This is a genomic window from Halostella pelagica, assembly GCF_004762015.1.
Lineage (GTDB): Archaea > Halobacteriota > Halobacteria > Halobacteriales > Natronoarchaeaceae > Halostella > Halostella pelagica.
The window spans coordinates 36639-51763 of record NZ_SJES01000006.1; the positions used below are offsets into that span (position 1 = coordinate 36639).

14 protein-coding genes are annotated in these 15125 nt (G+C 59.5%); 7 read left to right on the plus strand and 7 right to left on the minus strand.

Annotated features, from left to right (window positions below):
• The first annotated feature begins 63 nt into the window (after positions 1 to 63).
• Together EYW42_RS14075 and EYW42_RS14080 are read left to right on the plus strand one after the other, a co-directional pair.
• Entirely contained in the window at positions 64 to 762 is a 699-nt protein-coding gene (locus EYW42_RS14075; protein ID WP_135535933.1) for a hypothetical protein, read from the plus strand.
• 275 nt (positions 763 to 1037) lie between these two features.
• Entirely contained in the window at positions 1038 to 1931 is an 894-nt protein-coding gene (locus EYW42_RS14080) for a universal stress protein (protein WP_135535934.1), read from the plus strand.
• 136 nt (positions 1932 to 2067) lie between these two features.
• On the opposite strand, the gene EYW42_RS14085 is transcribed toward EYW42_RS14080, so the two are convergent.
• The 5 genes from EYW42_RS14085 to EYW42_RS14110 form a co-directional block, all read right to left on the minus strand.
• Positions 2068 to 3705: a potassium channel family protein gene (locus tag EYW42_RS14085; protein WP_135535935.1), complete on the minus strand. Its 1638-nt coding sequence runs from the start codon at positions 3703 to 3705 to the stop codon at positions 2068 to 2070.
• Between the two features lie 302 nt (positions 3706 to 4007).
• Positions 4008 to 4583: a DoxX family membrane protein gene (locus tag EYW42_RS14095; protein ID WP_135535936.1), complete on the minus strand. Its 576-nt coding sequence runs from the start codon at positions 4581 to 4583 to the stop codon at positions 4008 to 4010.
• Between the two features lie 377 nt (positions 4584 to 4960).
• The gene (gene gdhB / locus EYW42_RS14100) at positions 4961 to 6250 is read right to left on the minus strand and encodes a glutamate dehydrogenase GdhB (protein ID WP_135535937.1); all 1290 of its coding nucleotides are present in this window, start codon (positions 6248 to 6250) and stop codon (positions 4961 to 4963) included.
• Between the two features lie 15 nt (positions 6251 to 6265).
• The gene (locus tag EYW42_RS20370) at positions 6266 to 6412 is read right to left on the minus strand and encodes a rubrerythrin-like domain-containing protein (protein WP_135535938.1); all 147 of its coding nucleotides are present in this window, start codon (positions 6410 to 6412) and stop codon (positions 6266 to 6268) included.
• An 81-nt stretch (positions 6413 to 6493) separates the two neighbouring features.
• The gene (locus tag EYW42_RS14110; protein ID WP_237561340.1) at positions 6494 to 9370 is read right to left on the minus strand and encodes a bacterio-opsin activator domain-containing protein; all 2877 of its coding nucleotides are present in this window, start codon (positions 9368 to 9370) and stop codon (positions 6494 to 6496) included.
• 129 nt (positions 9371 to 9499) lie between these two features.
• Between EYW42_RS14110 and EYW42_RS14115 the strand changes: the two genes are divergently transcribed.
• A complete protein-coding gene (locus tag EYW42_RS14115; protein ID WP_135535939.1) occupies positions 9500 to 9874 on the plus strand; it encodes a DUF6176 family protein in 375 nt (124 codons plus the stop codon).
• Between the two features lie 132 nt (positions 9875 to 10006).
• Here the strand turns inward: EYW42_RS14115 and EYW42_RS14120 are convergent, their stop codons facing one another.
• A complete protein-coding gene (locus EYW42_RS14120) occupies positions 10007 to 10633 on the minus strand; it encodes a trimeric intracellular cation channel family protein (RefSeq protein ID WP_135536111.1) in 627 nt (208 codons plus the stop codon).
• Between the two features lie 228 nt (positions 10634 to 10861).
• Here EYW42_RS14120 and EYW42_RS14125 point away from each other — a divergent pair, with 228 nt between their 5' ends.
• Entirely contained in the window at positions 10862 to 11287 is a 426-nt protein-coding gene (locus EYW42_RS14125) for a zinc ribbon domain-containing protein (protein ID WP_135535940.1), read from the plus strand.
• Positions 11288 to 11411: 124 nt separating this feature from the next.
• Here EYW42_RS14125 and EYW42_RS14130 read toward each other — a convergent pair whose 3' ends face one another.
• Complete coding sequence (locus EYW42_RS14130) at positions 11412 to 12014, minus strand: TetR family transcriptional regulator C-terminal domain-containing protein (protein WP_135535941.1); 603 nt, start codon at positions 12012 to 12014, stop codon at positions 11412 to 11414.
• Positions 12015 to 12189: 175 nt separating this feature from the next.
• Between EYW42_RS14130 and EYW42_RS14135 the strand changes: the two genes are divergently transcribed.
• The 3 genes from EYW42_RS14135 to EYW42_RS14145 are packed head-to-tail and all read left to right on the plus strand — an operon-like array spanning position 12190 to position 15091.
• On the plus strand, positions 12190 to 12789 hold the full coding sequence (locus EYW42_RS14135; protein WP_135536112.1) for a TetR/AcrR family transcriptional regulator: 600 nt from the start codon (positions 12190 to 12192) through the stop codon (positions 12787 to 12789).
• Positions 12789 to 14264, plus strand: coding sequence for an MATE family efflux transporter (locus tag EYW42_RS14140; protein WP_135535942.1), 1476 nt, complete (start codon positions 12789 to 12791; stop codon positions 14262 to 14264). Before EYW42_RS14135 ends, EYW42_RS14140 begins: the two co-directional genes overlap by 1 nt.
• A 5-nt stretch (positions 14265 to 14269) precedes the next feature.
• Positions 14270 to 15091 carry a polyprenyl synthetase gene (locus EYW42_RS14145; RefSeq protein WP_135535943.1) on the plus strand — a complete coding sequence of 274 codons (822 nt, stop codon included), beginning with the start codon at positions 14270 to 14272 and terminating at the stop codon, positions 15089 to 15091.
• Positions 15092 to 15125: the final 34 nt, after the last annotated feature.

A 15125-nucleotide genomic window follows, 5' to 3' on the forward strand; every position in this document is an offset into this window, starting at 1 on the left:
TTCCCGCCCGTCGGAGAACCGTAATCGCCACGTACTAGCCTCGTGTACGGGCAGTGTGGACGAATGGAAGAACTAGCCGCGGCCGGCGTAGTGCTGTTCCAAGCCGGTATCGTTGTGATTCTACTCGAAGCGATTCGTCGGCGGAACGCCGCCGCCGTCGTGAACGCGCTCGTTTCGTTCGGAGCCACGCTACTTCCAGCGGTCGTGGAGTTCGTCGTTCAGTTCCTCGTCACCCAGAAAGTCAGTTTCGGACCGGAGTTACCTCTGTGGATCGCGGCGGCCGGCTGTTTGCACTCGTTCGGAATGCTGGGTCCGTACGATTCGATCCCGTGGTGGGACTCTCTCACCCATACGGTTTCGGCGGCGCTTATTGCAGCGCTTCTCTACGACAGTCTGATCGTCGTGGCCGGAAGTGGGGGCGGTTTCGGTCTCCCGTTCGGGCTGATAGCGGTGCTGACGGTTCTCTTTACGTTTGCCGGCGGGGTGTTCTGGGAGTTGATCGAACTCGTCGCGCGTGACATCGGTGACCGGTATAACGTCGAACCAGTTCTCGTACACTACGGGTGGCGTGATACCGCGATTGACCTCGTATTCGACATCTTAGGAGCACTATTAGTCGTCGCTCTGGACGTTCGAGTCTTCGTTCCGGTCGCCGAGCAGTTCCCGCGAGTAACTAGATCGCTGGTACTGGGAAGCGGCGTCGTAATCGCCGTGGGTTCCGTACTGATGGCGCTGACCGTTTCGTATGGACGCAGACACTGACCGTTCGAACGCAGAGTACTGAACGTTCGGGCGCGGGACTGACCGTTCGAACGCGAACTACTGAATGGGCGAGCGCGGGACTGACCACCGGTCAGCGTCAACGTAGTTCGAACTGACTCGACGACGACGGAACTCATGGCAGTCGGCACCGATCGTCGGGCGAAAGGCGAGACTCAGGGCGAGTCCCGACCGACAAGATGTCCCCCGGTTAGTCTCATTGTCCGGGAATAACGGCCTTGTTTTAAGAGAAGCTGGATCGAATGGTTACGTAACACATGTACGACACCATTCTCGTTCCGACCGACGGGAGCGAACACGCGGTTCGGGCGTGCGAACACGGACTGGCACTCTCACGCCGGTTTGACGCGACAGTCCATCTGCTCAACGTGATCGACGTTACGGCGGCAGGCGGAATGTTCGATGCGGGAGGAGTCAGTCGTGAGTTCGTCGAACGACTCGAAGAGGAAGGGACGAACGCGATCGAGACAGTCGAGGCTGTCGCAGAAGAGACGGACGACATCCGAACGGACATCATCGAGGGAAAACCGTCCGAGGCGATACTCGAATACGTCGACGAGAACGGGATCGATCTTCTTTCGATGGGGACACACGGTCGGTCGGGTATTAACCGTTACATCACGGGTAGTGTAACTGAACGCGTCGTTCGTCTCTCAGACGTTCCCGTACTGACCGTTCGTGCGACCGAACAGAACACACCCGCGGGCAGTTACGACGAAATACTCGTTCCGACAGACGGGAGCGAACCCGCGACTGCGGCGATCGACCACGGGATCGCGATCGCACAGGAAGCGGGCGCACGCATCCACGCAGTTAACGTCGTAGACGTGAGTTCGCTCGCAGCCAACCCGAACGTTACCCCACCAACCGACCTGCTAGACCAGTTCCGGTCACAGGGTGAATCAGCGACGGAAGCGATCGCGACACGCGCCAGAGAGGCCGGCCTCGACGCAGTTACCAGCGTTCGAGAAGGGATCCCGTCGAGCGATCTGCTCCAGTATGCACGCGAGAACGAGATCGATCTGATAGCAATGGGAACGCACGGTCGAACAGGTCTCGAACGATATGTTCTCGGTAGTACGACCGAACGGATCGTCAGAGAGTCGGAGACTCCTGTACTCTCAGTTTCCCCACAACAGTCCAAAGACTGACACAGCTTCCGAACTTCCCGGCAAACAGAACCGCACGTACAGATCGGTCGGCACGGGTGAGGATTCGAAAGAGACAGACAGCAGGGACAGAAGAAAAACTACCCCCTCGTTAGACACGCGGATCGGACACGGCGGACTAGCCGCTGAACTGTCGCTCGAACCGAGTGACAGCCTCGTCAGTACCGGCGATGATGACTTCGTCATCGGCCTCGAACGCGAACGTCGACGGATCGAACTCGGTGACCGTGTCTCCGTCTCTGATTACCGCGACGACAGTACAACCGGTTACCGTTCGGACCGCCTCATCCACGAGCGTGCTTCCCGCTAGTTTACCGGCAGGGAGGCGCACGACGCTGACCTGCTTGTCGAACGCCAGCACCTCCTCGTCTTCGAACACCGTCGAGGCAAGCATACGTCCGCTGACCGTGGCTAACGATTGCACGTAGTCCGCGCCCGCTCGATACAGTTTCTTCACGTCCGCTTCCTCGTTTGCCCGGACGACGATGTGGAGGTCCGGGTTCAGCTCTCGCGCGATGAGCGTCGCGAAAACCGCGGTCGTGTCGTCTGCGACCGTGAGGATCAGTGCCGATATGTCCTTGATACCCGCCGCTTCTAACACGTCCGGATCGCGGGCATCACCGACAGTATCGACGCGTTCCTCGTCTTCTATATCGAGGACGGAAATCCTGGTGGTAGACCCCACTAAGGCCTCGTAGGCGGCCCGCCCGGAGTCACCGAACCCGGCGATGACGACGTGTTGTGGGGAAAACTCCCGGACGGTCGAGGACGTCGCCTCCTGCAGGTCGGCTATCTGGTCGGACTTACCTGCTACGAGGAGTCTCGTTCTGGCCACCAGTTCGTCGTCCGGGTCGACGGGCGTCTCGAAGTCGCCGTTGAACCACGCGCCGATCACGTTCACGCCGAAGCGGTTCCGGAGTTTCGCCTCCGCGAACGTCCGATGACAGAGGTCGCTGTCTTCCACGACTGTGAGTTCGACAAGTTCGAGATCATCGCTGATCTCGACACCGTCCTCGATATCCGTCGTGACAGCAGTGGGGGCTTGCTCTGCCAGACTCTCGCCGAGTAACTGCCGTGGAGAGAGGGCCTCGCTCGCGCCGGCCGCTCGATGGTACTGGGCGAGTTCTGCGTCTTGTACGAGCGTTATCACGCGCACGTCGGGGTAGGCGTCGCGGACCGCGAGAGCGATACTCGCGTTCGTATCGTCGGCGGCGTCGGCGACGACGGCTATCGCCGAAGCCGTCCGTGCGTTCGCTAGCGTTTCTGTCGACTCCGGCTCTCCGTGAATGACGTTATACCCCGCTTCGTGGAGGTCGCGTGCCGCGTCCTGATCGGATTCGATGAGAACGTACTCGCGTCCCCGAGCGTCTAGCTCCGCGATGAAGGCGTCGGTTCTGGGGGTGTGGTCGCAGATGATGACGTGTCCCCGAGCATCCGAGACTGCCGTGGGAGCCGTCGGAGTAAGCGCGTCCCGGAGCCACGGGACGGCGAACACGTCCACGGCGGTGAGGATCAGCCCGATACCGGCGAGTTGCATCGTGATCGCGAGGACGTTCATCTGCGGCGTTTGCCACGGCGCGTCTTCGCCATACCCGGTTGTGGTAAAGCTCTGGATGACCACTTCGAGAGAGCGGTACAGCGGTTGCGGACGGTTCTCCCAGACCGCCATACCTGTGTTGTACGCCCCGGTGAAAACCAGAGTCGTTACGAGGACTAATGCCAGGTAGAAGCCGGTCCGGCGGGAGCGCAGTGACATACGGGAGGGTGTTTTTTGTCTGTATTTATACTGTCGGCTGTAACCGTTTGCGCGTGAGTCGTTGGAGCAGTCCAGCGAACGCGGACGACAATGCAGCGAAGAACATCAGGATTCGGTACGTCCACCGAGGCCAACAGTCGTCTCCGCGGACGGGCAACAGTCAACGTGCCCTGAAATCTAGAACGGTGACGCCAAGTCGTCGATGACGGACAGAGAATAGTGGATGAAATAGAGTTCAGCGGTCTGGGCCGGTTCGTACCCCGGAGTACGGCGTTCGGGTCCGCGCCGAACAGTTTCGAGCGCTACCCGAGAACGTATCTGAGAGCGGGGAAGCGTTCGGTGAGCGTCTGTCCACCGATGTCGTAGTTCTCAATCCAGGCGTCTACGCCGAGGATGCGACCGGCTCCGAAGGCCGCGACGGCGAGGAACACGAGCATGTACGCGAAGTCGCCGTTGATGACGCCGTGAGCGATATCCCAGTTCCCGAAGTAGAACATGAGCATCATGAGCGCGCCGAAAAACGCGGCGAGGCGGACCATCGCTCCGACGAGCAGGCCGAGGCCGATGAGCAGTTCGCCCCACGGGACCGCGACGTTCGCGAACTCCACGAACCACGGGGTCGATCCCATCCAGGCGAACACGTCAGCCAGCGGGTTCCCGTTAGTCGCCGCGACGTGTGTGAGGTAGCCGCCCGCACTGAACGGTTCGGCAGCCGTGATCTTCGTGAATCCGGAGGACGCGAACGCCCAGCCCATCATTAGACGGAGCGAGAGTACGAACCACGCGGAGAGGCTGTGGGCGCGACCGCTGACGGTGTAACCGCCGATGGTGCTTTCGAACGTGTTGCGGGTTTCTGGCGAGAGAGTGGATGTAGTCATGGTGACGGAAGGAAACTTCCTATTTCTATATACGCAGAGCGAGTATATATATCTATTTAGGTAATTATTAGCACGGTTTTCTATAAGTTATTAGAATAATATGAGAGGAACCGGTCAGCGTTACGACTAACCAGCAAACGGAGCAAGAGTAGGCGATCAGACCCGCCGCCTGAACCAAGGGAAGCCAATACCGATAGTCGGTACAGTCACCGCGTCAGCACCGCGTTCTCAGTGTTTCATGGAGTCGCAACTCGTTGGGGCGAGAGCGGGATCCGACAAGAGTTCGGTCCAAACGGGTTGCACGTACCGGAAATAGTTCGTACGCGGCCCGTTATGGACAAACAGTCAAATCTCGGAACCGACGTAGCAGATCGCGGTTATGGCCAGAGACCGCGGGCTTCCTTCGCTGCGCCGATCCGGTTCAGCGCGACGATGTAAGCCGCGTCCCGCCAACTCGTGTCGCTCGCCTCGACCTCCGCTTTGACGTTGTCCCACGCCGACATAATCTCCGATTCGAGTTCGTTTTGGACCCGTTCTTTCGACCACTTGCGGCGGTTGATGTCCTGTAGCCACTCGAAGTACGACACGGTCACACCGCCCGCGTTAGCCAGGATGTCGGGGACGACCGGGATATCGCGTTCGTCGAGGATGGAATCCGCACCGGAGGTCGTCGGACCGTTTGCCCCCTCGACGACGATGTCGGCCTTGATATCGTCGGCGTTGTCGATCGTGATCACGTTCCCGATCGCGGCGGGAATGAGGACGTCGACGTCGAGTTCCAGGAGTTCCTCGTTCGTTACCGTGTTCGGGGCCTCTTGACTCATGACACCTTCCGGTTCCTCCTTGTGCGACGGAACCGACTGAGTATCGAGACCGCTGGTATCGTAAATTCCGCCGTTAACGTCGCTAACAGCGACGACATCTGCGCCCCACTCGTCAAGGAGGCGGGCGGCGTTCGCTCCGACGCTGCCGTACCCCTGAATTGCGACGGTGGTGTCCCGGATGTCATTGTCGTAGTAGTCGATAGCCTCGCGAGCGATGATGGCGACGCTTCGGCCGGGTGCCTCCTCGCGGCCGTAGCTCCCGCCGATGACCGGCGGCTTACCGGTTACGACCCCGGGGATGGTTTCGCCTTCCTGCATACTGTAGGCGTCCATGAACCAGGCCATCGTCTTCGCGTCTGTCCCCATGTCCGGTGCGGGGATGTCCTGGTTCGGACCGACCTCGTCGCGGATCTCCTCGGCGAACCGGCGGGTGAGTCGCTCCTTTTCGTCCGTACTGAGCTCTTTCGGGTTGACGATAATCCCACCCTTCGCTCCGCCGTACGGGATGTCCATGACGGCGCACTTCCACGTCATCCACATCGCAAGTCCGACGCACTCCTGTGACGATACGTCAGGGTGGTATCTGAGCCCTCCCTTGTAGGGGCCTCTGACGTCGTCATGCTGTGCTCGATAGCCGGTAAATACCTCGACGCTACCGTCGTCGCGCTTGAGCGGCACGGCGACTTCGACGACCCGGGTCGGGTGTTTGAGACGTTCGATAACGCCAGGATCGACGTCTACGTGCGTGGCCGCCTCGCGGAGCTGTCGGCGGGCCGTCTCTAGAGCGGATTCGTGTTCCGGTTCGTCGTCTGATTCAGAGTCTGTAACTGTGTTAGCGGGCATGTATCGTGTTCGTTGTTATTCGAACGGTGTACCGCGGTTTCGCATCGTATCTCCGCACTCAGGACAGTCAGTGGGGTGGTTCGTCTCCGTGGCCATGTGCCCACAGCCCAAGCATTCGTACGTCGATTCTGCCTCAGGGTCGGACTCCACGTCTCGGTCCATAGTAACAGCTCTACCTTATTGGTATCGGATTAAAGATGAGGGAGTTGAATAGTAAACCCCGGTGCGGCGTTCGGAGGGTTACTATTCAACCGTAATGTACTGTTGCTGGCGATCGAACAGCGCAGCGAAGAACTTCTGCTCGATTCGGCGAATGTGGTCGTAGAAGGCGGTGTGTGAGATGTCGAGTGTCGTCGCGATGTCCCGGCCGGACACGTTTCGCTGCATGTCGAAGTAGCCGCTATGATACGCGACCTGAGCTATCTCTTCTTGGCGCTCTGTCATCAGCGACCCGAGTTCCTGTTGAGGTTCAGACGGACGCGTCTGTTTCTGCTGTGACGTCAGTTCTACATCCGTGAACTGACCGGAGAGCATCTCGTCGACGGTCCGGATCGTCGCAGAATCGGGGACTTCGACGACGAGACGAACTCCTGTCGGCGATGCTTCGAGCGTCCTGCGCGTCGCGCCGTGAGTCGCAAGCGACGACGTGACAAACGGATCGCGTACTTTGAGGCTCACGAGACCGCCGTTTTCCGTCTCCCGTATCACCTCACCGGCAGTGACATCGACGAGCGACGTGGCTTCGGAGACGACCGTCGCGGCCGACGCGTTCTCTACAGCGACGAAGATGAGCGTCGTCTCGTCCGCCTGTGTGACCTCACTTTTCACCTCGAGAGTACAATCGAGCGATTTGGCGAGACGGAAGAGAACGAAGGATGGATCGCGGATCCCATACGCCAGTCTGAAAACGGAGTCGCTGCGGAGCGCCTCTTTGCGCTGGATCCCGTTTATTGCGGCGCCGATAGTGCTACCGAGTTCACTGAACACCGTTCGAATCGTCTCGCTGAAGGAGTTCGGGTCGTTGTGGTAAACCGTAAGCGTCCCGAAGAGTACGTCGTCGTAGACCAGCGGGATCGAGAGAATGGAGTTGAAGTTCCGCGAGACAGCCTCCTTACACCACGTCGCCTCGTGGAGTTGATTGGCCACGTTATCCATAACCGTCAGAGACCGGTCCTGCATGGTCTGGAGGGATGGCTCGGAGAGGGTCTGGTCGTCCATCGTCGAGAGGGAGACACTATCCAGATACCCCTGATTGTCGCCAGCCCACTCGCGCGGATGGAGTCGGCGGTTGCGCGCGGCACTCTCACCGATCCAGGCGAATGCGAAGCGGTCACTGGCGGAGAGGCGCTCACAGACAGTGGTTTCGATCTCCTCTCTGGTTTCAGCGTGAACCATCGCCTGGTCGATCTCTCGGATAATCTCGTTTATCTGGTTTATCTCGGACAGTTGACGGTTCTGCTGTTGCAGTCTCTCGTCGCGTTCTCGGAGTTCCGACTCCCGGTCGAGACGGTCAAACGCGGCCTCCGTCGTCGCCGCGAGTAACTCGGCGATTTCCTTGTTTACACCGTCGAACGGCCCGTCGACCGTCGCTGCCAGCAACACGCCATGTTTCCCCAACGACATCGCAGCGAAGTCGTCTATGTTCGTAAACAGGGGTTGCAGATCGTCCGATACGTCGGTCTCGTCGGGCTGTATCACCCGCTCTTCGACGAAGGCCCTGTTGATAGATGTCCGCTGGTCGAGACTCACCTCGGGCAACGAACCGAGCATCTTCCGAAGCGGATCCGAAACTGCCATCGGATAGAGCGTGTTCTCCGCTCCATCGAAGTGATACAGTGCGATCCCGCCGTTTGGGAGCGCGGTAGTCGCATCCGCGGTGACCCTGTTTGCGACCTCAGCCTTGGTCTCCGCATACAACAGGTTTCGGCTCGTCTGTTGAAGTTGTGTCAGCGCCCGCTCCCGTTGTTTCCGCTTGGTTATGTCTCGACAGCTGTAAAGTCTGGTTCCGCCCTGGATAGACACTTCTCGGACGTTAACGAGCAGCGTGTGCTCCGTGCCGCTCTTATCAGTCGCCGTACACTCGATGTTGGTGAGAACGCCTTCGGATTCGAGGCGGTCGGGGTCAATCAGTTCCTCACCGAGGAGTGCGTCGATAGTCCCGAATTCGTGTATCTCCTCGGCGGCGTAACCGAAAATGAAGTGAACGTTCGGGCACACGTACGTGAACTCCCCTTCGTCGTCCGTAACGAGGACCGTGTCGGTCATGTTGTTCAGGGTGACGCGATGGAGTTCCTCCGACGCGCGAAGTTCGGCTTCGAGGCGTTCCCGTTCGGTCAGCATCTCACCCTGAACGAGTAGCCTGTCGCCTCCGTCACCCGCGGCCGGTTGGATGCGAAACCTGAGTCTGACTTCGTTGTCGACGCTGGCCGTACCGTTCGACGGTGAAAGAACGCCTTCAAATTCGGTGTAGGATCCGTCAGCAGCACCGCGGAGAGCCTTCTGAACCGTCCGCCGTTGGGGCTTCCCGTCCTTCCACGGAAGGGCCCATATCCGCTTGCCAGTGACCGTTTTTTCGGACGCGTTCAAAAGGGTGGCCGCCGCTTCGTTGAGCGACAGTATGGTCCCGTCCGTCGCTAGGACTGCGACGAACTGGTCCGGGTTGTCGAAGACACCGCGGAACTGAGCCGCTTGCTGTCTGTCGCGGCTGTACTTGCGCTCCCGTGAAAGAACGGTGCGGAGTCCGTCAACCCCGGTTGGGCCCGCATCGTCAGCGTATAACGGCACCACCCAGGTCACGTGTTCGGACTCGGTTCCCGAGTTCGGAGGCATATCATCCGTTAGAGGTGCCAGAACGAACGCAGATGCGGCGTTTTGCACGATAGATTCCGCAGAGAACCGAATCCCTGTCGTCCCTTCCAGGTTGTAGGCGCTGACGACACAGTCGACCGGGTCGTCCGAAACCAGCGTCTTCCTGGCCTGTTCCGCAGTCGTGACGGCTGTCACTCGGATTCCGTTCAGTCGGGCGGTAGCCGGTCCGGCCTTGTCCTGCCATTCGTCCGGACCGACGAGCAGAATACGATAGTCAGGGTGAGATCCGCACGTATCCCCGTTCGGTACCATACGGTCATCTGAGTACCTTGGCGGCGAAAAGTCTGACTCATACGAGAGATACGTTGTCGATCTAGTGCTCGGGTTTTCGAACGCGGTTGTAGAACATTTATATTAATACATAAGATGCCGGATCTATGCATGGTCGATGCCATTCTCTCCAAACGGCGCGTCGATCCGGAAAAAGTGGACCAGCTTCGCGATTACTTCGACTCGCTTGATGACAGACAGGAACTGTTCGAGCGTGGCCTGGACTTAGAGGAGGTCTACACGGAAGCCGCGTTCCTCCAGGATGACGGCGAGGGGCCCGTCCTCTACTACTACATAGAACAGAGCGACGATTTCCCGCCCGAGTTGGACCGAGAGGATATCGACGATCAGGACCTGTTAGAGCTGAGCGCGGAACACGAGGCGGTACTGAACGAGGTCTGTCTGGAACCGGCCCGCAACGGAGACGAGGAGCGAAACCGATTCGAGACGCTGTTTTTCGCCTCGACGATTGACCGCCGGGCGTGATCTAAGCTCGCGCTCTGAGCCGTCCCACCACAATGATATATCGAGAACGCGATCGAAGGTGTGCCGCCGGTCGGAGGTGTTCCGATGACTGGAGGACGCTGTTTCGAGGATTACCACTGCTCGTGATGCGACTTATCTTCTCCGACCGAGGTTTTCGGAAGCCACGTCCAACATCTGCGCCGTCGGGAGAGTCCAGCCAAAGTTTACCGCAGCCAACCGTACTCCGACCGTAACGGCAGCACATACCATCGCAGCGGCGCTCGCGGACGCATCGATAGCGACCAGTGTCCAATAGGTACTTCCACCGAGCACTGCACAGCTCGCGTAGAAGTCGTCAAACAGGATAAAGGGAGACCGGTCCAGCAGGATGTCGGCGAACGCGCCCCCACCGACTGCGTTTATCGTCGCGATGGCGACGACACCGAAACCCGAGACACCGGCGTCGGTCGCTACGATGGCACCAGCCGTGGTGAACGCAGCGAGCCCGATCGCATCGGATATCAACGTTCCCGCGTGGTCGTCCGGCGAGTCGAACACGACACTTAGACCGACTGCCAGGCCCACGCCCAGCATCCCGAGACTGATCTCGCCTAACGACCTGAGGGCCAACGGAATCCGGTTCACGAGGACGTCCCGCGTCGCCCCGCCAGCAAACGCCGTTACGAGTCCAACGACGGTCACGCCGAACAGGTCGAACTCCTCGCGTATCGCCTTGGACGCACCTACCAACGCGAACGCGACCAGTCCGACCGTGTTCATCACGGCGAACGGGTCAAGCAGCAACCCTTTGACGAAGTCCAGAACCACTGGTTTCCCTCAAGGCAGCGAGTGTATTGAGCGCTACGCATTTATCGTCGACGGGTAGGAGCGCTGAGCATTTGCTGCCGATAGGATGGCACAAACCGAGCGTACAGATAACGACGGTATCGTCAGATATCGGGGCCGACGTGAACAAGACTTATGGCTAACTAACTGGTTAGTCAACGTATGAGCCAGTCAGCTTCAGAAAAACGTCCGTGGCTCGCGGCACTGCTCGCAGCGCTCGCCACAGGGCTCGGCCATATATATCTCCAACGATGGCGGCGTGCGCTGGGATGGCTCGCTGTCCTGTTCGGCGTCACTACCCTCTTCGTCGACCCGGCGGCATTAGACGCGCTTGCGAACGGTAACGCGGTCGATCCCCTAGCGGTCGCACCGACCCTCGTCGTGGGCGGAATGAGCGTCCTCGACGCGTATTTCCTCGCTCACGCCCAGAACGCGCTCGATAGGTTGACACCCACCGAAGATGGAGAACTGACGCACTGTCCTCACTGCGGGAAGGAACTCGATAGCGACATCGAGTTCTGTCACTGGTGTACGACAGAACTAGGCGAGCGAGACGGAGCATCCCCGACGAGAGCAGATGATCAGTAGTAGCAAAACGCGCTGGAACTGATAGCAGCTATCTTCGGAGGAACCTACTAAACCGGTGCGGACGGACGTATCCCCGGAAGTTCGGAGGAACTCCGGATACGTCGCTTCGTCCCGTCAGCACGGACTATCCATCTTCGCGCAACAGTACGGCGGTAAGGTACTCGTCGGCGCTCTCTCTCGCCGTTGCGAGTACATCAGTGTCGTCGAGTACGACCGTGCGGGTTCGAGCGCCGTCGACGATAGTCATAAGCGTCCGGGCGGTGTGTTCTGCGTCGACATCGTTGAACACGCCCTCCTCGATCCCCTGGTCGATCACCGTTTTGAGCATGTACCGAATGTACTCGTCGTTCTGTTCGAATCGCTCGCTGAACGTATCCTTGTACGGGGCCTGACTCCGCATTTCGAGCATCGCGATCAGAAGGTTCTGATGGTCCTCGGGGTCGACGAGGAGTTTGTCCAGTAGGAGAGCCAATCGCTGCTTCGGATCGGTCGTTTCGACCTCGTGAACCGCGTCCCTGAACTGACCGAGGAGAAAGTCCAGAAACGCCGCCAGCAGGTCCTCTTTCGTGTCGTAGTGGTAGTGAACTGCGGCGGTCGTTTTCCCGTACTCCTCGGCGATCCGCTTGATCGTGAGATCAGCGTACCCGTACTCGCGAAGTGCCCGGTATGTAGCGCGCATTATCTCCTCGTCCGGGTTAGAGACTGGTCGTTCCGGCGGATCGGCCATTACGTAATGGGACTATCGTACGGTAGATAACGGTTTTGAACTGCATCCGATAGCCGGCCACCGGACCGATTGCTCAGTTTGTCGCCTCGGGGGAACCGCTACGAGCCCCAGTTAAGACTACGGTCGTTCCAAAGGCTTTTGACTGACTGGTTAGTAAGTGGTCGTACTAACTGAGATGGACGAGGAACCACGAACCGAGATACTGAACGCGACATACCGCGCACTTTGCGAGCGTGGCTACGCCGATCTCACACTACAGGACATCGCCACCGAAGCGGAGAGGAGTAAAGCCTCGATACACTACCACTACGACACGAAAGAGGAACTGTTCACCGCGTTTCTCGATCACCTCTACGACAGATACATGGCCCAGATCGAGACCGTGTCCGGTGAAACCGCTCGCGAGCAACTCCGTTCACTGTTCGATACGCTGCTCGCGGACGGTGACGCTGTTCCGGGAACGGAATTTCGCACCGCGATGCTAGAGGTGAAGGCTCAGGCACCCTACAACGAGGGTGTTCAGGCCAAGCTTATCCAGTTCGACGAAGCCCTGCTCGGTCGGATTCAGGATATCTTGGCGGACGGGATAGAAACGGGTGAATTCGACGACAGCATCGAACACGAACTCGTCGCGGAGTTCCTCACGACGGCGATCACTGGAGCCCGGACGAGAGGAGTCGCAGTCGACTGTTCGGTCGAGAGACTCGACGAGATGATGATCGAGTACGTCGAGACGCATCTGATCGGCGAAACGACAGCGGAGGTACCGTACTGATGGGTGTCCGCAGTCGGATCGGGTCGCTATTCAAAGGTCGTGAAGAGTTCGACCTCACGTCCGGCGGCATCGGAAAGCCGCTCTTTTTCCTGTCGATGCCGATCGTCGTCACGAACCTCTTTCAGACCGCGTACAACCTCGCGGACACGTTCTGGCTCGGTCAGTACAACACCGACGCGCTGGCGGCGATCAGTTTCGCGTTCCCGATGGTGTTTCTGCTCATCTCGCTCGGAATGGGGATTTCGGTCGCTGGAAGCGTCCTCGTCGCACAGTATACGGGCGCTGGCGATGAACGAGAGGCCGAGTACGCCGCGTCACAGACCGTGACGTTCGCCATCATCGCGTCGATACTCCTCGGTGGAGTCGGGTACTTCCTCGTCGAGGAGTTCCTCGAAGTTATGGGCGCCTCTGAGGACGTGCTGCCGATGGCGTCGAGCTACATGGAAGTCATCTCGCTGGGCCTGCTGTTCATGTTCGGGTTTTTCGTGTTCGTCGCGCTCATGCGGGGCTACGGCGACACGATAACCCCCATGCTCGTCATGTTCGGCTCGGTGGTCCTCAACATCATCATCGACCCGTTCCTGATCTTCGGGTGGACCGTCGTCGAGAACGCGCCGATCGTCGGGACGGTTTCGTTCCCCGAACTCGGTATCGAAGGAGCGGCGATCGCGACGGTGTTTTCGCGCGGCCTCGCGCTGGTCGTCGGACTGGCGATCATGTTCCGCGGGACGCGTGGCGTCCAGATCCACCTTCGGGATATGGTGCCCGATCTCTCGTACCTCCGCCGTCTCGTTCGGATCGGCCTTCCCGCGTCTGTAGAAGGGACAGGACGGGCGTTGTCGATGAATCTCCTGTTGTTCATCGTCGCGCTCTTTCCGGATCCGGTCGTCGCCGCGTACGGGATCGGCACGCGCGTCTTCTCGGTTATCTTCCTCCCCGCGATCGCAGTCGCCCGCGGCGTCGAGACGATGACAGGGCAGAACATGGGTGCGGGCAAGCCAGACCGCGCCGAACAGGCAGCGGCGCTTGCGGCGAAAACCCTCTTCGGCATCCTCACGGTCGCGGGGATCGTCGTCTGGTTCGCCGCGGCCCCTATCGCCGACGTGTTTACGACTAACTCCGAGGTGGTCGATATCTCTGCGGAGTTCCTGCGGTACGTCGCGCTGTCGTTCGGATTCATCGGGATCATGCGCGCCTACACGGGAAGCTTCCGCGGTGCCGGGAAGACCCTCACAGCGGCGGCGATTTCCGTGCTGATGCTCGGAGTGATACGGTTCCCGATCGCGTGGGTTTCAGCCGGCGTCATCGGCGAGACGGGTATCTGGCTCTCGTTCGCGATATCGAACGTGGCCGGCGCGGTGATCGCTTACGCGTGGTATCAGCGCGGGACGTGGCGGGAGAACGACCTCACGGAAGCGGGTTCGGACGTAGCCGTCGACGACCCTGGTGGTGAGCCAACAGCAACAGACGACTGACAACAATGACTTACGAACGCTCTCTCACTGAGCTGCGAGCCGAAATCGACAGCCATCTCGAAAGTGTGCTGAAACCCGCGGACAAAGGCCGATTAACAGCGGCCCGGGAGACGGTCGACGAGTACGACGACCGGAAGTACGGTCAGCTACTGATGCTTTCGTTCGAATCGATAGCGACTCCCGCTTCCCGAGATCCCGGGACAGTCCTCCCGGCGGCAACGGCGGTCGAACTACTCCGGGGGTACTGTCGGTTGCGGAGCGAACTGTTGATCCAATTCGACGACGGGATAGCTCACTCGTTGACGCGGGAGCCGATGTCCGCGTTACTTTCCGGTGACTACCTGTACACGTCGGCGTACTCGGCGCTTAGTGAGATCAACAACGCCCACCTCGGAGCGTGTTTCGAGACGCTTACCGCCGTTCAGGAGTCGGTCATCGGCGCATTCAGTACTAACTACTCATCAACCCCGACAGCCCCTGACTGCCGTTCGTTTCTCGACGACACGGCGGGCGTTCTCGGTGAAGGTGCGGCCGTTATCGGAGCGACGCTCGCCGGGGTCGATAGTACCCACCGGCAGCACTTCGCGACGGTCGGGCGTGGATTCGCTACGGGACATCAGATACAATTAACGTTCGGTTCGGGAGGGAGAGACGTTCTTGCCGTGTTCCAGGGTTCCGAGGAAAGGGAACTTCGCCAGCACGCTGAAAAGCGACTGGACGAGGCCAAGAAATCGCTTCGACATCTTTCATCCGTATACGACACGAGTTTCCTGCGAACCTTCGTCGAAGGAACTGTATCGGGGTCGGTTCATGGCGTCTCCGATTGACGGGAAGCGTCCACGGCAGCGATGGATTTCGCAC